The organism is Stenotrophomonas sp. YJH_SMC_46 (assembly GCF_059370315.1).
Map to the genome: position 1 here is coordinate 572,732 of NZ_JCAFTO010000002.1, position 22,732 is coordinate 595,463.

The 22,732-nt window shown below is 66.5% G+C and carries 19 protein-coding genes; 14 read left to right on the forward strand and 5 right to left on the reverse strand.

What is annotated here, in order from left to right; genetic code table 11:
* The first annotated feature begins 261 nt into the window (after positions 1-261).
* The 7 genes from AC5P8C_RS07665 to gnd all read left to right on the forward strand — a co-directional run bounded on the left by AC5P8C_RS07665 (position 262) and on the right by gnd (position 7,650).
* A complete protein-coding gene (locus AC5P8C_RS07665; protein WP_005411067.1) occupies positions 262-540 on the forward strand; it encodes a YbeD family protein in 279 nt (92 codons plus the stop codon).
* Entirely contained in the window at positions 528-1,238 is a 711-nt protein-coding gene (lipB, locus tag AC5P8C_RS07670; RefSeq protein WP_019660675.1) for a lipoyl(octanoyl) transferase LipB, read from the forward strand. Before AC5P8C_RS07665 ends, lipB begins: the two co-directional genes overlap by 13 nt.
* A 17-nt stretch (positions 1,239-1,255) precedes the next feature.
* Complete coding sequence (lipA, locus tag AC5P8C_RS07675; RefSeq protein WP_019660674.1) at positions 1,256-2,266, forward strand: lipoyl synthase; 1,011 nt, start codon at positions 1,256-1,258, stop codon at positions 2,264-2,266.
* A 278-nt stretch (positions 2,267-2,544) separates the two neighbouring features.
* The gene (locus AC5P8C_RS07680; protein ID WP_495218525.1) at positions 2,545-4,722 is read left to right on the forward strand and encodes a carboxy terminal-processing peptidase; all 2,178 of its coding nucleotides are present in this window, start codon (positions 2,545-2,547) and stop codon (positions 4,720-4,722) included.
* Positions 4,723-4,884: 162 nt separating this feature from the next.
* The gene (locus AC5P8C_RS07685) at positions 4,885-5,478 is read left to right on the forward strand and encodes a DUF2242 domain-containing protein (RefSeq protein ID WP_495218526.1); all 594 of its coding nucleotides are present in this window, start codon (positions 4,885-4,887) and stop codon (positions 5,476-5,478) included.
* Positions 5,479-5,495: 17 nt separating this feature from the next.
* On the forward strand, positions 5,496-6,734 hold the full coding sequence (locus AC5P8C_RS07690) for a hypothetical protein (protein WP_495218629.1): 1,239 nt from the start codon (positions 5,496-5,498) through the stop codon (positions 6,732-6,734).
* A 10-nt stretch (positions 6,735-6,744) separates the two neighbouring features.
* The gene (gene gnd, locus AC5P8C_RS07695; protein WP_111098686.1) at positions 6,745-7,650 is read left to right on the forward strand and encodes a phosphogluconate dehydrogenase (NAD(+)-dependent, decarboxylating); all 906 of its coding nucleotides are present in this window, start codon (positions 6,745-6,747) and stop codon (positions 7,648-7,650) included.
* Between the two features lie 350 nt (positions 7,651-8,000).
* Here the strand turns inward: gnd and AC5P8C_RS07700 are convergent, their stop codons facing one another.
* Positions 8,001-9,044, reverse strand: a complete 1,044-nt coding sequence (locus tag AC5P8C_RS07700; RefSeq protein WP_233653731.1) for an oxidoreductase — start codon at positions 9,042-9,044, stop codon at positions 8,001-8,003.
* A 169-nt stretch (positions 9,045-9,213) separates the two neighbouring features.
* On the opposite strand from AC5P8C_RS07700, the gene AC5P8C_RS07705 reads away from it, so the two are divergent.
* The 4 genes from AC5P8C_RS07705 to AC5P8C_RS07720 all read left to right on the forward strand — a co-directional run bounded on the left by AC5P8C_RS07705 (position 9,214) and on the right by AC5P8C_RS07720 (position 13,604).
* The gene (locus tag AC5P8C_RS07705) at positions 9,214-9,597 is read left to right on the forward strand and encodes a BON domain-containing protein (RefSeq protein WP_495218527.1); all 384 of its coding nucleotides are present in this window, start codon (positions 9,214-9,216) and stop codon (positions 9,595-9,597) included.
* Positions 9,598-9,833: 236 nt separating this feature from the next.
* Complete coding sequence (locus tag AC5P8C_RS07710) at positions 9,834-11,651, forward strand: sensor histidine kinase (RefSeq protein WP_019660667.1); 1,818 nt, start codon at positions 9,834-9,836, stop codon at positions 11,649-11,651.
* Positions 11,648-12,088, forward strand: a complete 441-nt coding sequence (locus AC5P8C_RS07715; RefSeq protein ID WP_005411057.1) for a response regulator — start codon at positions 11,648-11,650, stop codon at positions 12,086-12,088. Before AC5P8C_RS07710 ends, AC5P8C_RS07715 begins: the two co-directional genes overlap by 4 nt.
* 4 nt (positions 12,089-12,092) lie before the next feature.
* Positions 12,093-13,604, forward strand: a complete 1,512-nt coding sequence (locus AC5P8C_RS07720; protein WP_495218528.1) for a two-component system sensor histidine kinase NtrB — start codon at positions 12,093-12,095, stop codon at positions 13,602-13,604.
* Positions 13,605-13,679: 75 nt separating this feature from the next.
* Here AC5P8C_RS07720 and AC5P8C_RS07725 read toward each other — a convergent pair whose 3' ends face one another.
* Positions 13,680-14,423, reverse strand: a complete 744-nt coding sequence (locus AC5P8C_RS07725; protein WP_019660665.1) for a proteasome-type protease — start codon at positions 14,421-14,423, stop codon at positions 13,680-13,682.
* Between the two features lie 89 nt (positions 14,424-14,512).
* On the opposite strand from AC5P8C_RS07725, the gene folK reads away from it, so the two are divergent.
* Positions 14,513-14,998 (forward strand): 2-amino-4-hydroxy-6-hydroxymethyldihydropteridine diphosphokinase, encoded by a 486-nt coding sequence (gene folK, locus AC5P8C_RS07730; protein WP_019660664.1) that lies wholly within the window; start codon positions 14,513-14,515, stop codon positions 14,996-14,998.
* 76 nt (positions 14,999-15,074) lie between these two features.
* On the opposite strand, the gene AC5P8C_RS07735 is transcribed toward folK, so the two are convergent.
* Positions 15,075-15,812, reverse strand: coding sequence for a pteridine reductase (locus tag AC5P8C_RS07735; protein ID WP_019660663.1), 738 nt, complete (start codon positions 15,810-15,812; stop codon positions 15,075-15,077).
* 58 nt (positions 15,813-15,870) lie between these two features.
* On the opposite strand from AC5P8C_RS07735, the gene AC5P8C_RS07740 reads away from it, so the two are divergent.
* Positions 15,871-17,055 (forward strand): class I SAM-dependent methyltransferase, encoded by a 1,185-nt coding sequence (locus tag AC5P8C_RS07740; RefSeq protein ID WP_058981625.1) that lies wholly within the window; start codon positions 15,871-15,873, stop codon positions 17,053-17,055.
* Positions 17,052-17,444, forward strand: coding sequence for a VanZ family protein (locus AC5P8C_RS07745; protein ID WP_495218529.1), 393 nt, complete (start codon positions 17,052-17,054; stop codon positions 17,442-17,444). Before AC5P8C_RS07740 ends, AC5P8C_RS07745 begins: the two co-directional genes overlap by 4 nt.
* Positions 17,445-17,569: 125 nt before the next feature.
* Here the strand turns inward: AC5P8C_RS07745 and AC5P8C_RS07750 are convergent, their stop codons facing one another.
* Both AC5P8C_RS07750 and AC5P8C_RS07755 read right to left on the reverse strand, forming a co-directional pair.
* Complete coding sequence (locus AC5P8C_RS07750; protein WP_495218530.1) at positions 17,570-19,924, reverse strand: family 20 glycosylhydrolase; 2,355 nt, start codon at positions 19,922-19,924, stop codon at positions 17,570-17,572.
* Positions 19,925-20,035: 111 nt separating this feature from the next.
* A complete protein-coding gene (locus AC5P8C_RS07755) occupies positions 20,036-22,699 on the reverse strand; it encodes a TonB-dependent receptor (protein ID WP_134735334.1) in 2,664 nt (887 codons plus the stop codon).
* Positions 22,700-22,732: the final 33 nt, after the last annotated feature.

Below are 22,732 nucleotides of genomic sequence, written 5' to 3' on the forward strand. Positions count from 1 at the left end.
GGAGGGCTTTGTTCTGTCTGTCGTTATATGCCGCGACACGGTACTCGCGGGGACGTGACGGAACGAGCGCGTTCGAATCACTTGTCTGTTCCGAAAACGACATTGTCTCGTGAGGACAATTCTGAACCCTCCTGTAGCGGGCTTCGGGGCAATGACCAATGCTGAACGTCTGTTCAGCTGCAACGCAGCGACTCACCAGTGCGCCCTTTGACGTTGATGAATACTCTTGGGTTTGTTGCCCTGCGGCCCGATAATGGCTCCATGGAAATCAAGTCCGACAACCCCGACCACGGCTTCCAGTTCCCCGGCCAGTTCGAGCTCAGCGCCATGGGCCCGGCCAACCGCGGCCTGGAACATGAGCTCCCCCGCCTGCTGCTGGCTGCCGGCATCGATGTGGTCAACGAACGCATCAGCTGGAAGCACTCCTCCAACGGCAAGTACGTCTCCGTCCGCATCGTGTTCAAGGCCGAAAGCCGCGAGCAGTACGACCTGGCGCACCAGGCGCTGCGCGACCACCCGGAAGTGAAGTGGACGCTGTAGCCGACAGCTGCCCGGCCGAAGCCGCCCCGGAACACCGCGCGCCGCGTCCGGCGGTGGTCCGTGACCTCGGCCGCCAGGCCTACGAGCCGGTATGGCGCGCCATGCAGCGCTTCACCGACCAGCGCAGCGACAACGATGCCGACGAGCTGTGGGTGGTCGAGCACGACCCGGTGTTCACCCTGGGCCAGGCCGGCAAGGACGAGCACGTGCTGGCACCGGGTGAGATCCCGGTGCTGCACGTGGACCGAGGTGGCCAGGTGACCTACCACGGTCCCGGCCAGATCGTGGTCTATCCGCTGCTGCGCCTGCCGCGGCTGGGGATCGGGGTCCGCGACTACGTGTGCCGCATCGAGCAGGCCCTCATCGATACGCTGGCCGAGTGGAACATCGGTGCCGAACGCCGCGAGGGCGCCCCGGGCGTCTACGTCGGTGGTGCCAAGATCGCTGCGCTCGGCATCCGTGTGCGGCGCGGCTGCACCTTCCATGGACTGGCCTTCAACGTGGCCATGGACCTGGAACCCTTCCACCGCATCAATCCCTGTGGCTATCAGGGGTTGCAGGTGACCTCGGTAGTAGACTTGGGCGGGCCCTCCGGCATGGAGGCCGTCAAGCCGGTACTGCTGGAGCACCTGGCCCGCCAGTTCGGCCTGCTGCTCCAGCCCACGCACGAACTGCCCGATCTTTCTGCGGCCGCCTGACCGCTCCCGGAACTGCCATGACTGAAACCACCGCCCGTTCCATTCCCCTGCAGATCGTGCAGGGCGACTCCCCATCCGCCGCGCCGTTGCAGGCCGGGGTCAAGCAGCTGGGCGGTGACAAGATCAACCGCTCGCCGGTGCAGTTCGCCGACGCGCCGGTGCTGCGCAAGCCGTCATGGATCCGCGTGCGCATTCCCTCGGGAAATGCCGTGCAGAACCTGAAGGCCAAGCTGCGCGAAAACCGCCTGGTGACCGTATGCGAGGAAGCCAGCTGCCCGAACATCCACGAATGCTTCGGCCATGGCACCGCCACCTTCATGATCCTCGGCGAGGTCTGCACCCGCCGCTGCTCGTTCTGCGACGTGGCCCATGGCCGCCCGAAGCCGCCGGATGCCAACGAACCGGCCAGCCTCGGCCAGACCGTGGCCGACATGGGCCTGAAGTACGTGGTGGTGACCAGCGTCGACCGCGATGACCTGCGTGACGGCGGTGCCCAGCACTTCGTCGACTGCATCACCGCCATCCGCGAAAAGTCGCCGGGTACCCGCATCGAAGTGCTGACGCCGGACTTCCGTGGCAAGGGCCGCATGGAGCGCGCGCTGGAGATCCTGGCGCAGAACCCGCCGGATGTGTTCAACCACAACATCGAAACCGTACCGGACCTGTACCGCAATGTGCGCCCGGGTGCGGACTACCAGTGGTCGCTGAACCTGCTGAAGAACTTCAAGGCGCAGCACCCGGGCGTGCCGACCAAGAGCGGCATCATGCTGGGTCTGGGCGAAGACTTCGAACAGATCAAGGCCACCATGCGCGACCTGCGCGCGCACGATGTGGACATGATCACCATCGGCCAGTACCTGCAGCCGACCGCGCATCACCACCCGGTACTGAAGTACTGGACTCCCGAGGACTACAAGGCGCTGGAGGACTACGGCTACGAGCTGGGATTCAGCCACGTGGCCTCCGGCCCGATGGTGCGCTCGTCGTACCACGCCGACGTCCAGGCCAAGGGCGCCGGCATTTCCTGACACCCTGCCGGTGGGTGGGAGCTACTTCTCCTGTGGGTGCGGACCCTTGATCCGCACACCTCTGCCTGCCGTGGAGCCGAGCCCATGCTCGGCTGCTTGCTGCCGGCCAGCCGAGCATGGGCTCGGCTCTACATGCATTCACAATTTGCTACACCGGCCCGGCTAGGCTGGTTTTCCACCGAGCGCGGCCGGGTGACAAACCCGGCAACTTTCGGCACTGTCGTGGTGTCTTAACACCCCGCAGTCTCCCCCTTGGCAAGGCGCCTTCGAGCACGTCAATGAAATTCAAAGCCCCCGCATTCCTGATGGCCCTGGCGCTGGTGGCGCCGCTGGCGCTGGCGGCCAAGGCCGACTCGCCGGCATTGCCCGCTGCGGTAACCGCCGATCAGGTGACCACCTCCAAGCTGGTGTACGGCCTGCTGTCCGACAGCCGTTATGCCTACCGCCCGCGCGAGCTGGACGAGGCCACGTCCAAGGACGTGTTCAAGCGCTACCTGGAGACGCTTGACGGCGGCAAGCAGTACTTCACCCAGGCCGACGTGGCGCGCTTTGCGCCGTTCGAAGCCAACATTTCCTCGGCCATTCGCGGCGGCGAGCTGGAGCCGGCATTCCAGGTCTTTGCGGTCTACAAGCAGCGCGTCGGCGAGCGCGTGGCCTACGCGCGCAAGCTGCTCAAGCAGGAACCGGACTTCACCACCGACGAGCGCTTCGAGTACGACCGCAAGAAGGTGCCGTGGGCCGCCAGCAGCGCCGAGCTGGATGAGCTGTGGCGCAAGTCGGTGAAGAATGACTGGCTGCGCCTTAAGCTGGCCGGCAAGAAGCCCGATGACATCCGCAAGACGCTGGACAAGCGCTATGCCACGCTTGAAAAGTCGGTCAACGAGCTGAAGGGCGAGGATGTCTTCCAGTTCTTCATGAACGCCTACACCAGCGCTGTCGATCCGCACACCGACTACTTCACCCCGCGCACCGCCGAGAACTTCAACCAGGCGATGTCGCTTTCGCTGGAAGGCATCGGTGCGCAGCTGCAGCGGCAGGACGACATGGTGGTGATCCGCGAGATCATCGCCGGTGGCCCGGCTGCAGTGGATGGCACGCTGAAGCCGGGTGACCGCATCGTCGGCGTCGGCCAGGGCAAGTCCGGCCTGGTCGAGGACGTGATCGGCTGGCGCATCGACGACGTCGTGGCCAAGATCCGCGGTGCCAAGGATACCCAGGTGAAGCTGGAATTCATTCCGGCCGCCGAGGGTGCCGACGGCAAGCACCACACCCTGGTGCTGACCCGCCAGAAGGTGCGCCTGGCCGAACAGGCCGCGAAGGGAGAGACCATGACCATCCCGGCCGCCAATGGCGAGCCGGCACGCAGGATCGGCGTGATCAAGCTGCCGACCTTCTACCAGGACTTCGAAGGCCGTCGCCGCAATGCGGCCGACTACGCCTCGGCCACCCGCGACGTGGCCAAGCTGCTGGCCGGCTTCAAGAACGACAAGCTGGACGGCGTGGTGCTGGACCTGCGCAACAACGGCGGCGGTTCGCTGGATGAAGCCATCGAACTGACCGGCCTGTTCATCGAGCAGGGCCCGGTGGTGCAGGTGCGCGAGTCTGGTGGCCGCGTCACCGTCAACAGCGACCGCAACCAGGGCGTGGCGTGGGATGGCCCGCTGGCGGTGCTGATCAACCGCGGTTCGGCCTCGGCCTCGGAAATTTTTGCTGGTGCCATCCAGGACTACGGTCGTGGCTTGGTGATCGGTGAAACCAGCTTCGGCAAGGGCACCGTTCAGAACATCGTCGACCTCGACCGTTGGCCGAGCGGCGAGACCCAGCGCTTTGGCCAGGTCAAGCTGACCATCGCCCAGTTCTTCCGCATCAGCGGCAGCAGCACCCAGCACAAGGGCGTGGTGCCCGACCTGGCCTTCCCGGCCAGTGTCGACGCCACCGAGTTCGGCGAGAGCACCTACGACAACGCCCTGCCGTGGACCCGCATCGCCGCCGTGCCGCACACCCAGTACGGCAACTTCGCGCCGCTGCTGCCGAAGCTGGAAACCCGCCACGACGCACGCATCGCCACCGACAAGGAGTTCCAGTGGTGGAACGAGGACGTGGAACAGTTCCGCACCGAGGCGGCCAAGAAGTACATCTCGCTCAACGAGGCCACGCGCCGCGCCGAGCGTGAGCGCCAGGATGCCCAGCGCAAGGAACGCCAGCTGCAGCGCAAGGAGCTGGGCCTGGCCCTGGACCCGCTGGCCGATGACAGCAGCGATGACGGCCTGACGGGCAACGAGCGCGACATCGTCAAGGACGCCGCGCGCGAGAAGGCGGCCGAGAAGCGCCCGGACCCGCTGCTGCGCGAGTCGGCGTCCATCCTGGCCGATGCGGTGAACCTGCTGGCCAACGACCGCCCGCTGTCGGCACAGGTGCTGCCGCAGTCGACCGGCGCCGGTCGCTGGGCGGACTGAGCCGGACACGGTATGTGATACCCGAGGGCCGGCATTGCCGGCCCTTCTGCTTTTTTCGTGCATGAACCGGCTGCAAACGGGGCCGCCTGACGCGGGTGCTTTCGACCTGCCGCACACAGCAACGGGGCTACCCTTGCCGGTACCGTCCTCGCAGGAGCACCCATGCGGTCCTCCCTCGTTTCCAGTGCTGTTGTGGCGCTTGGCAGCGTCCTGATCCTGTCGGCCTGTGGTGGCCGTGCCGCAGACAGCACGCTGCTGCGCGAATCCTTCGATTCCGGCGACACGTTCTCGCGTACCGTCGATGGCCGCCCCGGCGATGCCTGTGAAGCGGCGCGGCGCACCCTGCTCAGCCAGGGGTACGCCATCGCCCGTGCCGATGACGCACAGGTGGAAGGCAACAAGAACTTCCAGCCGCGCGAAGACGACCATGAGCAGCTGGTGCTGCGCATCTCCTGTGCGCCCCGGGGCGATCAGGCGTTGGTGTTCGTAAGCGCCGTGCAGGACCGTTATGCGTTGAAGAAGAGCCCGACGTCCGCCAGTGTCGGCGTCGGTGCACTGGGCTCGGTATCACTGCCGTTCGGCAGCAATGACGATTCGCTGGTGAAAGTGGCGAGCAGCACGGTCACCGACGCCGATTTCTATCGCCGTTTCTTCCAGCGCCTGCAGCAGTACCTGCCACAGGCTGCGGGCACGCCACCGCCGCCACCACCCGCAGCAGTTCCTGAGCCCGCGCCGGTCCGCACGGACCAAGGGTGAACGTGCACGGCTGGCTGATGGGCGCGGCCCTGTTGCTCGCGCCTGTGATGGGCGTGGCGGCCACAGCCGGCGACTGCGCCCAGGGGCTGCTGCTGCGGCTGGGCTGGCGCTTCGACGAGGCCGCGCTGAAGGAGCCGCAGGTGCATGGTGGCGCGGTGTGCACCCGTGCGTCGCTGGCCGAGGCGCAGGCAGCAGGCGATCTGCACGTGCGCTGGCCCACGCACATGCGCGCTGCTGCACGCCAGGCGCTGCTGCAGCAGTTGCTGGACGATCCGGCCACGATCTGCGCCTATGCGTTCCAGCTGGGGGCGGCCACGCAACGCGCCGCCTCGGCCTTGCAGGCCAACACCCGCTTCCGCTTCTCCGGCCTGCAGATGGGCTGGATCGGTTTCGGCCTGCAGGGCCCGCGCGCTCAAGGCTGGCAGCGCACGCACAATCTTGGCCGCGGTTTCGTTCCCAGCGCAGGCAACAGCAAGGCGCTGCAGGCGTTCTACAGCGGTGCCGTGCGTGCCGAATGCGGTGTCGGCCGCCAGGTCGCGCAGCTGGCCACCCAGCGCGAGCTGTATGGCGATGCTGCCTTCGATACCGAGTTCTCTGCGGATGAGCTGTCGATCGGCACCTTTCTCGCCCTGCATGGGACCGACAGCATCCTGCTTGGCGCGCATGCCGGCGATTTCTTCGCCGATGGCAAGGCAGTGCGTACCTCGGCGATGGGGCGCCAGGCGTTCGTCGGTGTGCCTGGTTTCATCGAGCATGCATACGACAAGGGCACGCTGGATGACCTGAGCAACCAGGCCGAGAACTTCGTGGTGGTCGAGGTGGGCGAGGACGCTGCGCGGGCGCTGGCCACGCATGGCGGCCTGGCCTGGTACGACCAGCGCAACGTCGAACTATGGAAACTCGCGCAGGACATCCCGCGCACCGGCCAGCGCTACTTCGAACGACTGCTGTTCGAGCGCGACCCTGAGGTGCGCGCGGCGCTTGCGCCGCGCTACCACGCCACGCTGGCACGCATGGACCGCCTGCTGGACGATCCGTTCTACCAGCAGTTCGTGATCTATGTGCATCCGCGCGGTATACGTCCCATCGGCTACCACATCGCCCGCCTGCTTGACCGCAACCCGCGAACCCCCTTTTCGATCGACCTGGCGGTGCACAATCTGCATACCACGCTCTACCGGCGTTGGCGCGAGGCGCAGCTGCGCCACTGCGCGGCTACCGGCAGGCCAGGCAGCCTGACCCTAGACCCCAACTGAAGGTGAAACAATGGATATTGCAATGATCGGCCTCGGCCGCATGGGCGCCAACATGGCCCAGCGCCTGCATCGCGGCGGCCACCGCGTGGTCGGCTACGACCCGGGCGAAGGCGCCCGCCAGCGCGCCGCCGAGGCCGGCCTGGAGGTGGTTGATTCGCTGGCCGCCGCGGTGGCCGCGCTGCCGGTGCCGCGCGTGGTGTGGCTGATGGTACCGGCCGGCGAAACCGTCGACCAGACGCTGGGCCAGCTGACCCCGCACCTGGCCGAGGGTGACATCGTCATCGACGGCGGCAACTCCAACTACCAGGACTCGATCCGCCGCGCCAAGGCGCTGGCCGAGGACGGCCTGGGCTACGTCGACTGCGGCACCAGCGGAGGCGTGTGGGGCCTGCAGGAAGGCTACAGCCTGATGGTCGGTGGCGAAGCGCCGGTGGTGGAGCAGATCGCGCCGCTGCTGCGTACGCTGGCACCGGCTGAAGATCGCGGCTGGGCACGTGTCGGTCCATCCGGCGCTGGCCACTTCACCAAAATGGTGCACAACGGTATCGAGTACGGAATGATGCAGGCTTACGCCGAAGGCTTCGCGCTGATGGAGCGCAAGCAGGAGATGGAGCTGGACCTTGCCCAGGTGGCCGAAGTCTGGCGGCACGGCAGCGTGGTGCGTTCGTGGCTGCTGGACCTGAGTACCGAAGCACTCAAGCGCAATCCGTCGCTGGATGGCATCGCGCCGTATGTGGAGGATTCCGGTGAAGGCCGCTGGACCGTCGCCGAAGCCATCGCGCTGGACGTGCCGGCCCCGGTGATCACCTTGTCGCTGCTGGAACGCCTGCGTTCGCGCGAATCCAACTCGTTCACCGACCGCCTGCTGTCGGCGATGCGCAACGAGTTCGGTGGGCACGCCATCAAGAAGTCGTAAGCAATCGGGGTCGGACCCCTTTCCGCAGGAAAGGGCGCTGACCCCCATGGCGCCAGGGGCAGTCGAGCATGGCTCGACTCTGCAAAAGCATTTTCCGATTGTTTGCACGTCATCCACGCATGGCGTGGATCTACTGGCAGATCGCGGGAAAGTGCCGAAGGCCAGGTGGGGGCGGTTGCGGGGGTGTCTGCGGCATGGATGCCGCGGCCAAGCCTCCAGGGACGGATTTACGGCGTCCCCCGCAACCCGACCCACCCCGCCATCCCACGGATAGCCGGCTTTTGCTGTTGAGGTTGCCGGCCAGCGGCCGGCACTACCGCTTCTGCGGGTGCAGGGCGCAGCCCTGCCGATCACCCCAACGCGATTCGCCGCCCTTCGCGCGCACTGTCCATGCCCGCCTGCAGCAACCGCATCAACTGCAGTGCCTGCACCGGGCTGACCGTAGCTTCGCCGTCGCCGTGCATCGCCGCGGCGAACTGCGCATACAGCCGCCGGTAGTCGCCAGGCAGGTTGTCCACCGTCGTGCGCTGCACGTTGTCTTCGGCATCGCAGCGCACCAGCTCACCATGCCGCGGATCGATACCCCAGCCTGGCGCACCGGGTGCCACACCGCGGCGCAGCTGCGCCTCCTGCACGTCCAGGCCGTGCTTGATCCAGCTTGCCTTGCTGCCATGCACGCTGAAGTGCGGGGTCTGTGCCGCGACCAATGAACCGGAATGGAGGATCGCGCGATGCCGCGGGTAGTGCAGCACGGCGTGGAAGTAATCGATGCCGCTGCCGCCTTGGCGCAGCACGGCAAGATCCGCATCGATCGCCTCGGGCCAGCCGAACAGCACCAGCATCTGGTCCAGCACATGCGGACCCAGGTCGTACCACAGGCCACTACCGGGCCCGTCCTGCTCGCGCCAGCGATCGCGCACCTGCGGCCGGTAACGGTCGAAATGCGCATGGCACTCGACCACGTCGCCCAGTGCGCCTTCGGCCAGCAGTGCCTGCAGGGTGAGGAAATCCGCATCGAAGCGCCGGTTCTGGAACACGGTGGCGATGCGGCCGGCGCTGCGTGCCGCAGCCAGTACCGCTTCGGCTTCAGCGACATCCAGTGCAAACGGCTTGTCGACCAGCACGTGCTTGCCGGCGGCCAGCGCCGCGATTGCAAGCGCCGCGTGCTGCGCGTTCGGTGTGGCAATCACCACTGCGTCCACGGCCGGATCGTCGAACACGTCCTGCGGCATCGCACGCACGTGCACGTCGCTGAACGCGCGCAGCAATGTGTCGCGCTGCGAACTGACGATGCTGTGCAGCGCCAGCCCGGGTGTGTGCTGGATCAGCGGCGCATGGAAGACGCGGCCGGCGACGCCGTAGCCGATCAGGGCCAGTTGCAGGTCGGGGCGCATGGCAGAGCTCCGGCTGTGGGAAGGGCAGGGTATACGACGGGTGGTGGCAGGCCAAACTGAACCGTTGCCCCAGGGAACAGTCCGATTCACGGCGGCATGACCGCAGCGCCACGCCTGCTCTACGGCGGCTTGTCCAGACTGGCAGCACATCCCGAAGGAGTACGACACGATGAGCAATACCTCCCGCACACTGATTGCTTCTGCCTTGACGCTGGGCCTGGCGCTGTCCTCCTCGGCTGCATTTGCCAAGGATCCCGCTGCCAAGAGCCCGCCGACCAGCAGCCATCCGGCCACGCATGCTGATCGCCATGACTCCAATGAGCCTGTGACCGATACCTGGATCACCACCAAGGTGAAGGCCGACCTGCTGGCCAGCAGCAACGTTCCGGGCACGGAGATCAAGGTGGAAACCGTGAACGGCGTTGTCAGCCTGAGCGGCGCGGTGGCCTCCCAGGCCGAGAAGGACAAGGCGGTTGCCACTGCCAAGGGCATCAAGGGCGTGACCCGCGTCGATGCCGCTGCACTGAAGGTCAGCACTGCTGCCAGGCGCTGACCTGGCGGAGTGGGCGCCCCGGTATGGGGCGCCCACTCCCGCGTGAAGCCGAGCCGTGCTCGGCTGCCGTTGGGTTCCAGTCGACCGTGGGCTCGGCCGTACAGCGCCGAAGTACCAGCCGTTCAGCCAGCGGCGCTGGAAACTCCAGAGTTTTGACCCGCCTGCGCTATATTGCCGGTTCCGCCGCACTGGGGCCGGGTACGGCCCATGCTTTGCGGCCGTGTTGATGAGGAACTATGGCGCTGGTTTTCAGTGATGACATCTGGGACCGCTGGCGGATGCCCGCCCTGGCGCTGGCCGCCGCAGCGATCATCGTGGTGCCGTGGTTGACACTGCGCCACCTGCAGCAGGACAGCGAAGATGCGATGGCCTGGGTCAATCATACCCAGGCTGTCGGCGTGGCCTTGCAGCAGCTGCAGGCCGATGTACGCGATGTCGAATCGGCCGCGCTGACCCTGTCCAAGGGCGTGGACGCGCCTGGCCTGCGCGAGCGCATGGCCAAAGCCAATGAACTTCCCGGTCGCCTGGCTGAACTGGGCCGGATGACCCGCGACAATCCTGAGCAGCTGATCCGCATCGGCCGCATCGAGTCGATGCTGGAAGGGCGCATGGCGCTTGCCCGCGAACTGGCAAAGTCAGAGCCCAACAGTGACCAGCGCGAGCTGGTGCAGGACCTGAGCACGCGTTATCCGATCCGCGGGCTGGTGGAGGAACTGCAGGCCAGCGAGCAGAAGCTGCTGGCACAGCGCGCCGAGCAGGCCGCCCGCCAGCGCAAGCAGACCGAGTTGGTGTCGTGGAGTTCGCTGGTGGTCCAGCTGGCGTTGCTCGGCCTGGTGCTGTGGCTGCTGCAGCGGCAGATCGGCCGCCGCCTGCACGCCGAGCGGCAGTCATTGCGTTCGGCCGCGCGTGCAGCGTCGGTGCTGCAGACGGTGCGCGAGCCGATCGTGCTGCTCGACCGCGATCTGCGCGTGCAGCTGCACAATCCTGCTTTCGCCGAGCTGTATGGTCTGCAGGATGAGCGCGCCGAGGGCCTGGTGCTGGATAACGTCGGCAACGGTGCGTGGCAAGACCCGGTGATGCGCCAGCGACTGTCCGATGTGCTGCTGCGCGGCCGGGAACTCTGGGACTTCGAGCATGAACAGCGCACCGCCGATGGCTTGGTGCGCTACATGCTGCTCAACGCGCGGCGCATGCCGCTGCCGGACACCGATGACGAAGTGGTGTTGCTCACGGTCAGCGACGTCACCGTGCAGCGTGCGGTGCAGCTGCGTGTGGAGGAACTGAACCGCCAGCTGGAAGGCAAGGTTGCACAGGTGTCCGAGGTCAACAGGGAACTGGAAGCCTTCAGTTACTCGGTCTCGCACGATCTGCGGGCGCCGCTGCGCCACGTGGCTGGATTCTCCGACAAGCTGTCGCGCCATCTCGGCGATGCGGCCGATGACAAGAGCCGCCATTACCTGGAAGTGATCTCCAGTTCGGCGCGGCGCATGGCCGCGCTGATCGACGACCTGCTGGTCTATTCGCGGCTGGGCCGTGCGGCAATGCGGCACCAGGCGGTGGACATGCAGTCGCTGGTGGCCGATACCCGCGCCATGCTCGATTCCAATCTGCAGGCCGAGGCTGAGGCCAGCGGCCACGTGCACCAGGTGGAGTGGAACATCGCGCCGCTGCCGATCGTGGTGGGTGACGAGAACATGATCCGCCAGGTCTGGCTGAACCTGCTTGGCAACGCGGTGAAGTACTCGGGCAACCGCGAACCGGCGAAGATCCGCGTGGATTACCAGCCCCAGCCCGACGGCGGCCATCAGTTCACGGTCAGCGACAATGGTGCAGGCTTTGACATGGCCTATGCCGGAAAGCTGTTCGGTGTGTTCCAGCGCCTGCACAAGGCCAGCGACTACCCCGGAACCGGTATCGGCCTGGCCAGCGTCCGTCGCGTGCTCACCCGCCATGGCGGCCGTATCTGGGCCGAGGCCGAACCGGACGTCGGCGCCACCTTCCACTTCTACCTGCCCCCCGCGACCGACGCGGACAAACAAGGTCCCTCTGCATGACGACTCTGCGCACCATTCTTCTCGCCGAAGACAGCCCGGCCGATGCCGAAATGGCGATCGACGCCCTGGAAGAGGCGCGTCTGGCCAATCCCATCGTGCACGTCGAGGATGGCGTGGAAGTGATGGACTACCTGCTGCGCCGCGGCGCCTTCGCCAACCGCGAGGAAGGCCTGCCGGCGGTGCTGCTGCTGGACATCAAGATGCCGCGCATGGACGGCCTGGAAGTGCTGCGGCAGATCCGCGAGCACGAAGAACTCAAGCGCCTGCCGGTGGTGATCCTGTCGTCCTCGCGCGAGGAAAGTGATTTGGCCCGCAGCTGGGACATGGGGGTCAATGCCTACGTGGTCAAGCCGGTGGACGTGGACCAGTTCTTCGGTGCGGTGCAGACCCTGGGCAAGTTCTGGGCGTTGATCAACCAGGCACCGGAACTCGAGTGAGCCCATGCCCCTGACCGGTCCTGCCCTGGGGGCGCTGCGCATCCTGCTGGTGGAGGACTCACCGGAAGATGCCGAGCTGATGTCCGAACAGATGCTCGATGCGGGCCTGGACGCTCGTTTCGAGCGCGTCGAGAGCGAGGCGGAGCTGCACCAGGCACTGGCCGCGTTCCAGCCGGACATCGTGCTGTCCGACCTGAGCATGCCGGGGTTTTCCGGTGATGATGCGCTGCGCATCGTGCGCGAGACGGCGCCGGAAGTCCCTTTCATCTTCGTCTCCGGCACCATGGGTGAGGAGAACGCGGTGGCGGCGCTGCAGAAAGGCGCCAACGATTACATCATCAAGCACCAGCCGGCGCGCCTGCCGTCGGCGGTGGCGCGTGCGATCCGCGATGCCCGCAGCGCCGTAGAGCGCGCACGGGTGGAGACCGAACTGATGCGCGCGCAGCGCCTGGAAAGCCTGTCGCTGCTCGCCGCCGGCCTCAGCCATGACCTGCGCAACATCCTGCAGCCGCTGCTGATCATGCCGGACCTGTTGAAGGCGCGTACCGACGATCCGCAGTTGCACCACCTGGCCGACGTAATCGCCGAGTGTGGCCGCCGCGGCCACGAGATGGCCGAATCGATGCTGTCGTTCGTGCGCGGTTCGCGCAAGCCGAGCGAGCGTATCGAGATCAAGGGCCTGTTCGATGCGGTGGCCCTGCTGTTGCGCAGCAACGTGCCCGATGCCGTGCGCCTGGAACTGCAGGTGCAGGACGAAGGCCTGGTAGTGGATGCGAACTACACCGAACTGCAGCAGGTCATGCTGAACCTGGCACTCAATGCGATCCAGGCGATGCCCAACGGCGGCCGACTGAGCCTGACCGCCAGCCATGCCGGCCAGCGCGATGGCGTGGACTGGATGCGTATCTGCGTTGCCGATGAAGGCATTGGCATGGATGCGGACACGCTGTCGCACCTGTTCAATCCATTCTTCACCACCAAGGCAGATGGCACTGGCCTGGGCCTGATCTCCTGCAAGCGCATTGTTGAGGGCGCTGGTGGCAGCATCCATGTCAGCAGCCAGCCGGGACAGGGCACCTGCTTCGAACTGCGCCTGCCGATGCACGAGATCATCGACGGCAGCGAGCCGATCGAACAGCTGGTGGCCTTGGGTAGCGGCCAGTCGATCCTGGTGGTCGATGGGGAAGCCACGCGCCTGTCGCTGCTCGGCAACGCGCTGTCCAGCCAGGGCTACCAGCTGCAGTTGGCCTCCGATGGCCCGGCGGCGCTGCGCTGGATGCAGCAGGAGGCAATGCCGGCGCTGGTGATTGCCGATGCCGGCTCCAAGCTGCTGCCGGCCAGCCAGCTGCTGGGCGAGATGGCTGCGCTCGGTTACCGCGGCCCGGCGCTGGTGCTGGAAGACCCTGCGGTGCCGGTCTCGGCCGACGCCTTCCCGGCCGGAGTGGAGGTGCATGTACTGCACAAGCCGCTGCAGATGCAGCAGGTATTCCGCGCCGTGGCAGAAGCGCTGGGCTGATGCCCCGGTAGCGCCGGCCGCTGGCCGGCATCCCTGTGTGCTGGTATCAACGCGGTCGCCGGCCAGCGGCCGGCACTACCGTTCGTCGGTTTCCCAGGGGAACCGCGGCAGGGCGTCCACCGCCTGTTCCAGGCGCCGTGACCAGTTCTGGTGGATATCGGCATACAGCGCTGAATCCGCGCCCAGCCGCAGTTGCCGACCGATACGCAGTTCACCGTCGCGCAGCAGCGCCAGGTCGATCGGCAGGCCCACCGACAGGTTGGACCGGATGGTGGAGTCCAGCGAGACGATGGCCGTGCGCGCGGCGTCCTCCAGCCGCGTGGTCGGGCTGAGGATGCGATCCAGGATCGGCTTGCCGTACTTGGATTCACCGATCTGCAGGTAGGGCGTCTCCGGCGAGGCGGCAATGGCGTTGCCGAGCGGGTAGATCATGTACAGCCCGGGCCGCTCGCCGGCGATCTGGCCGCCGAAGATCAGCGTGGCCTGGGTGTTGACCCCGTCATGGCCGTGTTCGCTGTGGCTGCTGTGCACCTGGCTGTCCACCAGCAGCTGACCCACATACGCGGCGGCTTCGAACAGGTGAGTCATGTCGCGCAGGTTGGGCACGCGCCGCTCTGCGGCGTCGCGGCCCAGGCGCGACACCAGCAGCTGGGTGGTGGCCAGGTTGCCAGCCGCCATCAGCACGTAGGCTGCCTGGCCGGGATATTCGAACACGTGCAGCTTGCGATGCACGCGCACATCGTCCAGCGAGGCATTGGTCCGGGTGTCGGCAGCGAAGACCAGGCCCTCGTCCACCTCGATTCCAACGCAATAGGTCATGTCGGTGCCCTATCATGTGCGTCCCGGATTGTAGGCAGGCCGCCGTGACGACGGCATGTCCACGCCCCCATCGCTGCCACCTGAACCGCATGACGACCGTGCTCCTGAGCCTGGGCAGCAACGTCCAGCCCCGCCGCTACCTCCACGCCGCGGTGACGGCCCTGCGCGAGCGCTTCGGCGCGCTGCAGGTCTCGCCGGCCTACCGTACTGCCGCGGTCGGCTTCGATGGCCCGGCCTTCCTCAACAATGCGGCGGCGATCGAGACCGATCTGCCGCTGCAGGAACTGGACGACTGGCTGCATGCGCTGGAAGACGCGCACGGCCGCGATCGCAGCGGGCCGCGCTTCTCCGACCGGACCCTGGACATCGACGTGGTGTTCTACGGCGACCTGGTGGTGGAAGGCCCCGGCCACCTGCGCATTCCGCGCCCGGAACTGAAGCATGCCTTCGTGCTGAAGCCGCTGGCGGACATCGCGCCGGGCTTCATCGACCCGGTCAGCGGGCAGGACCTGGCCACGCTGTGGCGGGCGCACGCGCAGTTTGGCGAGGCGTTCGAGGTGGTGGACCTGGAATGATCGGTTGTTGTTGCCGCTGCGCTCGCCGGGCATGGCCCGGCGCTACCGGTGGTGCCGGCCGCTGGCCGGCAACATTTCAGCTGACGGTGCGCCCACCATCCACGCGCAGGGTGTGGCCGGTGACGAAGCTGGCTTCGGCCACCAGCCAGTACACCGCTTCGGCGATCTCCTCGACCGTGCCGATCCGCGCCAGCGGCGTGCGCGCCAGCAGCGCCTCGCGCGCGAAATCGTCCTTGCCCTGTTCCGGCCACAGGATCGCACCCGGCGCCACCGCGTTGACCCGCACCTTCGGCGCCAGCTCCAGTGCCAGTGCGCGGGTGGCCATCTCCAGCGCGGCCTTGGCCATGGTGTAGGCGATGTGGTCGCGCATCGGATCGGTGCCGTGCAGGTCGGTCAGGTTGACGATGCAGCCCTGCTGGCGGCGCAGGTAGGGCGCCGCCGCTTGTGACAGCAGCAGCGGCGCACGTGCATTGACTGCATACAGTGCGTCCATCGCCTCGGCGGTGACCTGGCCGAGCGGGGTGGGGAAGAAGTTGGAGGCGTTGTTGACCAGCGCGTCCAGGCGGCCGAAGTGGGTGACGGCCTGTTCCACCAGGTCGGGCAGGGCGTCGGCGTCACGCAGGTCGGCCTGCAGGGCCAGCACGCTGCCCGGCCGCACATTGTCGAAATCGAACGCGGCCTGCTGCAGTTCGGCGCTGGAGGTGTTGGCATGCAGTACCACCGACCAGCCACAGGCGTGGAACTGGCGGGCGATGGCCGCGCCGATCCGGCGCGCGCTGCCGGTGATCAGGACCACGGGGTGGGTATCGCTCATCGAGGGTCCTCCAAGGCTCAGCTATCCTGTGCACATTGTCACCGCATTCGAACACGCCATGCAGCCCACCTTCCCCCTGCCCGAAGCCGATGCCCTGGCCCACAGCGACCAGCTGGCGGCCGCCCTGCGTGCTGAAATCCTCGCGCAGGGCGGGGCCATGCCCTTCTCGCGCTTCATGGAGCTGTGCCTGTACACCCCGGGCTGGGGCTATTACAGCGCCGGCGCCAGCAAGTTCGGTGGCAGCGGTGACTTCACCACCGCGCCCGAGCTCGGCAGCCTGTTTGCCGGCAGCGTGGCCAATGCGCTGGCACCGGTGTTCGCCCAGCTCGGCGCGCAGGCGCGGATGCTGGAGCTGGGCGGCGGCACCGGCGCCTTCGCCGAGGCAGTGCTGCTGCGCCTGGCCGAGCTGGATGCGCTGCCGTCGCGCTACGCCATCCTCGAACCCAGTGCCGATCTGCGCGAGCGCCAGCAGCAGCGTCTGCAGCAGAACCTGCCGGCCGAGCTGGCCGCGCGCGTGGACTGGGTCGACCGCCCGTTCGACGAGGACTGGGAAGGCGTGGTGTTCGCCAACGAGGTGATCGACGCGCTGCCGACCCCGCGCTTCCTGATCCGCGATGGCGAGGTCTACGAGGAAACCGTCGAGCTGGACGCCGAAGGCAATTTCATCCGTGGCGCGCAGCCGGCCGACATCCTGCTCAACGGTGCGGTGCGCCATATCGAGCGCTACCTGGAAAAGCCTTTCGCCGAGGGCTACCGTTCCGAAGTGTTGCCGCAGCTGCCGTACTGGCTGCAGGCGGTGGCTGGTGGCATGCAGCGTGGTGCGATGCTGTTCGTCGACTACGGCTACAGTCGCAGCGAGTTCTACCAGCACGACCGCGACGAGGGCACCGTGCGTGCGTTCTACCGCCATCACGTGCACAACGACGTGCACCGCTGGCCGGGCCTGCAGGACATCACCGCGTCGGTGGATTTCACCGCGATGGCCGAGGCCGGCATGCACGGCGGTTTCGAGCTGGCGGGCTACTGCAGCCAGGCCAGCTTCCTGCTCGGCAACGGCCTGGACCAGGTGCTGCTGCTGGCCGAGGAGCGCACCGATGAAGTCGGCCGCATCCAGCTGCGCGACCAGGTAAAGAAGCTGACCCTGCCGACCGAGATGGGCGAGCGCTTCCAGGCCATCGGCCTGCAGCGTGGCGTCGACTTCGAACCGGCCTTCGAGCTGGGTGATCTGAGCTGGCGCCTGTGAGCGAGGCGTTGCCGGCGATCAAGCCGCTGCGGCGGCCGCGGTTGTGGGCCGGGCTGTGGGCGACGGCAGTACTGCTGGTGATCGTGGTCTGCCTGATTCCACCGCCGCCGATTCCGTTGCCGGAAAACAGCGACAAGGGCGAGCACTTCGTCGCCTACTTCATCCTGGCCGGCAGCGCTGTGCAGCTGTTCCGCCGCGGCAGGCCGCTGCTGTGGGTGGGCGTGGCCCTGGTGTTGATGGGCATCGGCATCGAGTTCGCGCAGGGCGCACTGACCAGCAACCGCATGGCCGACCCGATGGACGTCATCGCCAACACGGTGGGCGTGCTGGTCGGCATGGTCACGGCCCTGACCCCGCTGCGCGACCTGCTGCTGCGCTGGCGAGGGTGAGGTTCCTGTAGAGCCGAGCCCATGCTCGGCTGCCTTTCAACCGGAAAGCCGAGCATGGGCTCGGCTCTACAGTAGATCCACGCCATGCGTGGATCCGGCCGCAAAGCGCCAACCAAGGTTGGCACCTACCTGAGCGTGACCTCATCCAGCACCCACATCGCCGGGCGCGTATCGCCGGTGAAGTTGATGCACAGGTCACCGGTGCCCTGCGTCCCCTTCGGCAGCGCCGCACGCAGCGTCACGAAGCCATCGGCATCGGGCGTGGCCGGCAGCGGTACTTCGGCCAGCACCTTGCCGCTGCAATCTCCGCGACGCACCTGCATCTCGCCATGCGCGCGCCTCGCTTTTTCGAAGCGACGCTTCGGCTCGTCGTGGGCCAGCTGGAAGTAATAGGGGATGCGCCCGGCACGGACTTCCACGCTGCCGACGCCGTCCAGCTGCGCCTGCGGCCAGCGCCAGCAGGGCTGGAAGATATCCACGTTGAACACCGCGCGGTTTCCTTCGCGCGGGCCATCGTCCTCCAGGCGCAGCACCAGCCCCTTCTTGCCCACGCAGCTGAGCAGCTCATCGCTGCGGCGGCTGAGCAGCGATTGTGCGCTGAACGCCGCGACCGTCGGCTTCGCCGCCAGCATCTGGCCCTGGTAGAACGCGGCGGCCTGCACGGTAGCGGGCAGCTGCGCGGTCAGCGGCTGCTGGTACAGCGGCGACTGCGCCGTCACCGGCTGGCCATCGGTGCTGTAGCGCACTTCATAGCCCAGCGGATTGGCCAGCGACACGGTCACCGTGTTGGCCGCGCGGTTGTTGGTGTAGTCCACGCCCACTTCGAACGGGGTCTGCGCGTAGGCCAGGCCCCAGGCGCGGTAGCGCTGCAGCTGCGCGGGCAGGCGCGCGAGGAAATCGCGGAAGTCGCGATGTTCCGGCGTGCTCCAGCCGGTCTCGGCCACTGCCGCCAGGCGCGGGAACAGGTTGTGCTGCAGGCGTGCGTAGGTGCGCGTGTGCTCGGTGAACATGTTGGCCTGCAGACCGAGAATGTGCTGGCGCTTGTCGGCCGCCAGCTCGGCCGGCACCGGCTCGTAGTTGTACAACTTGCCGAGGTTGACCTGGGCCGGGCGGCCCGGCGGTTCGTTCGGCGAGGCCGTCTGCAGGTAATCCAGATAGAGGTAGCCCACCGGCGACATGACCACGTCATGGCCAGCACTGGCCGCGGCCAGGCCACCTTCGGTGCCCTGCCACGACATCACCGTGGCCTGCGGTGGTAGGCCGCCTTCGAGGATTTCGTCCCACCCGATCAGGCGCCGGTCGTGCTTCTCCAGGAAGGTCTCCAGGCGCTTGATGATGTGGCTCTGCATGGCCATTTCATCCTTGATGCCCAGTGCACGCATGCGCTGCTGCACCTGCTTCGAGGCTTCCCACTGGTCCTTGACTGCCTCGTCGCCGCCCACGTGCACGTACTTCGCAGGGAACAGTTCGATCACTTCTTCCAGCACGTTCTCGAGGAAGGTGACGGTGCTGTCTTCCACGTTGAACAGGTTCGGGAACACGCCCCATTCACTGATCGGCTTCAGCGGGGTGTCGATCGAACCCAGTTCCGGGTACGCGGCAATCGCGGCGGTGGCATGGCCGGGCACGTCGATTTCCGGAATCACCTGGATATGCAGCTTGGCGGCATAGGCGATCACTTCGCGGATCTGCTCCTGCGTGTAGAAGCCGCAGTACGGATGCTCCTGGCCATTGGCCGGATCGACGCCGCCATCACCCGCCGGCAGGCGGCAGCTTCCCACCTCGGTCAGCTTGGGGTAGCGCTTGATCTCCATGCGCCAGCCCTGGTCATCGGTCAGGTGCCAGTGGAAGGTATTGAGCTTGTGCGCGGCCATCGCATCGAGCACGCGCTTGATCTCGTCCAGGCTCTGGAAATGCCGTGCCGAGTCGAGCATGAAACCGCGCCAGCTGAAGCGCGGCGCGTCCTGGATCTGCACTGCGGGAAGCACGCAGTTGCTTCCGCCCGTGGCCAGCTGGGCAAGCGTGGTTGCGCCGTAGAACAGGCCGGTTTCGTTGCCGGCCTGGATCACCACGCCCTGCGCGGTGCTTTCCAGCGTGTAGCTCTCGCCGCTGTCACGGAAGGTGGGCACGATCTGGAAGCGGATGCCGCCCGGGGCGGCTGCCGTCTTGCCCTTGGCCGGCGTAAGGCGCGGACCGCCACTGCGCTCCAGCAGGTCGGTGAACTGGGTGGCGACGCGCTGCGCGGCTTCGCCTTCGGCATGCAGCGCGGTATCGGCGCGTACGGTGATGCCGCTGCCGTGGCCGCGCTGCACGGTGGCTGGCGCGGGAATCAGCATCAGGCTGCCGGTGCGTAGCTGCGGGCCGGGTGCTTCAGCGGCAGGCGTGGGGTCGGCGGCAAGTGCCGGCAGCGCCGGCAACAGGGCGAGCAGGCTGCCCAGTAGCAGCGCGCTGCGCATTCGGGCGCGGGAAGGCTTGACCATCGGAACGACTCCTTGGAACGGTGCGATGAACGCTATACATGAAAAACGCCGGGCCCGGAATGACCCAGGCCCGGCGTGCGTGCACGACTCGGCGATGTTGCCGCCGCTGGATCAGTACTTGAAGCGGAAGTTGAGGTAGTACTGGCGACCGTTGCTGTAGAACGAGGTCGGGATGGCCGCGGTCTGGTAGTACTTGTAGGTCGGGTTGTTGAGGTTCAGGCCATCCAGGCTGATGCTCAGCCAATCAGTGGCCTTGAAGCTGAGCGATGCCGACAGCGTGCCGAAGTCATCCTGGTAGTACGGATTGGTACCGGACAGGCTGATCAGGAACGAGGAACGGCGGGTGTAGCTGACGCGGGCACCGAAGCGCTCGTTCTCGAAGTAGGCACCCACGTTGTAGGTGTTCTTCGAGGTGCCCAGCAGGTTGTGCGAGCCATCCGACCAGGTATGCGAGGTGGTGCCGTTGGCGTAGGTGTAGTTGGCATTGATGCCGAAGTACTCGCCGATCGGCTGCTCGTACGCCACTTCCACGCCGGTGACCTTGCCGTCGGCATTGATCGGGGTGGAGATCTGGTAGGTCTCGAGCTGGTTGGTCAGTTCGCTGTACAGCTGGCGCGAGACCACGTCGAAGGCGATGTAGTCCTTCAGGTCCATGTGATACGCGCCCACCGACAGCAGGCCGCGCGGCATGAAGTACCACTCCAGGTTGGCGTCCAGGTTGGTCGACAGGGTCGGCTTGAGGTTCGGATTGCCACCGCCGCCGGTGCGGTTCAGGTCCGAACCGTACGAAGAGGCACCCAGTGCCGAGTAATCCGGCAGGGTCTGGGTCTGCGAGGCTGCGACACGCAGCACCAGCGAGTCGTCCAGGTCGAACTTGATGTTGGCGCTGGGCAGCACACGGTTGCGCTTGTTCTGGAAGGCCAGGCGCTCCCACATGCCGAACAGGCTGCTGACATCGGCATCAGCGGCCTTGCTGACGGCGTTGTAGGTGTCGATGTCCTGCTTGATGTTGACGTAGCGAAGGCCGACGTTGCCGCTCCACCAGTCGCCGCGGAAGTTGGCCTGCACGTAGCCGGCGAAGTTCTTTTCGGCCACCTTCCATTCGGCGCCGTAGTTGTGGCGACCGGTCGGGCCATCATTGCCGGCCAGCCAGGTGGAGTTGTTGGTCACCGCATCCTTCAGCGCGCCCGGGGTGAAGTACCACAGGTTGCGCGGGAAGGTGCCGCCGATGTCACCGGCAAAGCCGCTGGGATAGTTGGCCGTCGCGCCGTTCTTCAGTGCGCTCCAGATGTCACCCGGCGTTGCGCCTTCCGGCGACAGTGCTTCGCGCTTGTGGTCGGCGAAACGCAGGCCGAAGTCGATCGAGCTCAGCACGCCGCCATCGTTGAAGTACTGGTTGAAGTCGAGCGTGGCCCACTTCTCCTTGTCTTCGGCGGTGACCTGCTGGTTGCCCCAGGTGCCGAAGCTGGTCACGCCGTTGGGCGAGATGTCGCCGCCGACGTTCCAGTCGATCGGCGAGCCATTGCCGTGGGTGGCCCAGCTGGCGCCGCCGCCGTTGGCCAGGGTGACTTCGGCGATGTACTGGCGCGGCGTTTCGCCGGTGCCCTTGGTGCTGCCGGCCTGGAATTTTGCCGTCAGGCTGTCGTTGATCTGCCAGTCGGCATCGAAGGTGACATAGCTCGACTTGGCCTTCGACTCACGATAGATCATGTCGTACACCGCGTAGTCGGTGCCCGGCACGCCCCGGTAGGTGGCATTGGTCAGCACGCCATCCTTGACCACATAGCCCGGATCCGGCGCCTGCGATTTGGCGAAGCTGTTGCCGAACATCATGAAGTTGCGGTTGTAGTTGTTCGCCTTCAGCTCGGAACTGAAACCATTCAGGCCGAGGGTGAGGCTGTCACTCGGCTTGAACTGCAGCGAGACCAGGCCGCCCTTGCGCTCGCGGGTCTGTTCGAACAGGGTCGAACCCAGCAGGCCCGGAACGTTGACGCCGATCAGGTCCGGATTGGTCCTGGCGACCGGATCGTTTGCGCCGATCTTGAAGAAGCCACCCGGGATTTCCTGCGCTTCACGGCGCAGTTCGCGCTTCTGGCTGAAGCCCTGCACCATCACGCCGAAGGTGCCTTCGTCGTTCTTGTAGTTGAACAGTGCCGAGTACTGCGGGTCGTTCGACTTGGCCTGGTCCGAGCGCACCAGGCCGATCGAGCCTTCCGCGGTGAACGGCTTGGAGAACTCCAGCGGCTTGCGCGTGATGATGTTGACGGTGCCGGTGGTGCCACCGTCCTGCAGCTTGGCCTGCGAGGACTTGTTCACTTCCACCGAGCTGACCAGTTCGGACGGCAGCAGCGAGTAGCTGACGCTGCGGCCGACGTTGTTGCCCTGGCTGAGCACGAACCAGTCGGCGGAGCCGACGGTGTGGCCGTTGATCAGGGTCTGGGTCAGGCTCGGGCTGGTGCCGCGCAGGCTGACACGGTCGGCTTCATCGAAGCCACCTTCGTCGGCGCTGGACGAGCTGATGTTCACGCCCGGCAGGCGCTGCAGGGTATCGGCAACATTGTGCGCGGGCAGCTTGCCCACGTCTTCGGCGGTGACCACTTCCACGCGCGCATTGGCTTCGCGCTTGGTGTCCAGCGACTTTTCCATCGAGCCACGGATGCCGGTAACGGTCACGGTGTCCAGATCGGTGGCGGTCGGGGCCGCCTGCTGCGCGTGCGCACTGAAGGCGATGCAGCTGACGATGGCGGCCGAAAGCAGGGTCTTGCGGGTGTTCATGATGTCTCTCCTCATCACTCGATTGGGTGCCGG

Coding starts and splice junctions, on each gene's coding strand:
- AC5P8C_RS07665 (WP_005411067.1), top strand. CDS start 262: ATGGAAATCAAGTCCGACAACCCCGACCACGGCTTCCAGTTCCCCGGC.
- lipA (WP_019660674.1), top strand. CDS start 1,256: ATGACTGAAACCACCGCCCGTTCCATTCCCCTGCAGATCGTGCAGGGC.
- AC5P8C_RS07680 (WP_495218525.1), top strand. CDS start 2,545: ATGAAATTCAAAGCCCCCGCATTCCTGATGGCCCTGGCGCTGGTGGCG.
- AC5P8C_RS07685 (WP_495218526.1), top strand. CDS start 4,885: ATGCGGTCCTCCCTCGTTTCCAGTGCTGTTGTGGCGCTTGGCAGCGTC.
- AC5P8C_RS07690 (WP_495218629.1), top strand. CDS start 5,496: ATGGGCGCGGCCCTGTTGCTCGCGCCTGTGATGGGCGTGGCGGCCACA.
- gnd (WP_111098686.1), top strand. CDS start 6,745: ATGGATATTGCAATGATCGGCCTCGGCCGCATGGGCGCCAACATGGCC.
- AC5P8C_RS07700 (WP_233653731.1), bottom strand. CDS start 9,044: ATGCGCCCCGACCTGCAACTGGCCCTGATCGGCTACGGCGTCGCCGGC.
- AC5P8C_RS07705 (WP_495218527.1), top strand. CDS start 9,214: ATGAGCAATACCTCCCGCACACTGATTGCTTCTGCCTTGACGCTGGGC.
- AC5P8C_RS07710 (WP_019660667.1), top strand. CDS start 9,834: ATGGCGCTGGTTTTCAGTGATGACATCTGGGACCGCTGGCGGATGCCC.
- AC5P8C_RS07715 (WP_005411057.1), top strand. CDS start 11,648: ATGACGACTCTGCGCACCATTCTTCTCGCCGAAGACAGCCCGGCCGAT.
- AC5P8C_RS07720 (WP_495218528.1), top strand. CDS start 12,093: ATGCCCCTGACCGGTCCTGCCCTGGGGGCGCTGCGCATCCTGCTGGTG.
- AC5P8C_RS07725 (WP_019660665.1), bottom strand. CDS start 14,423: ATGACCTATTGCGTTGGAATCGAGGTGGACGAGGGCCTGGTCTTCGCT.
- folK (WP_019660664.1), top strand. CDS start 14,513: ATGACGACCGTGCTCCTGAGCCTGGGCAGCAACGTCCAGCCCCGCCGC.
- AC5P8C_RS07735 (WP_019660663.1), bottom strand. CDS start 15,812: ATGAGCGATACCCACCCCGTGGTCCTGATCACCGGCAGCGCGCGCCGG.
- AC5P8C_RS07740 (WP_058981625.1), top strand. CDS start 15,871: ATGCAGCCCACCTTCCCCCTGCCCGAAGCCGATGCCCTGGCCCACAGC.
- AC5P8C_RS07750 (WP_495218530.1), bottom strand. CDS start 19,924: ATGGTCAAGCCTTCCCGCGCCCGAATGCGCAGCGCGCTGCTACTGGGC.
- AC5P8C_RS07755 (WP_134735334.1), bottom strand. CDS start 22,699: ATGAACACCCGCAAGACCCTGCTTTCGGCCGCCATCGTCAGCTGCATC.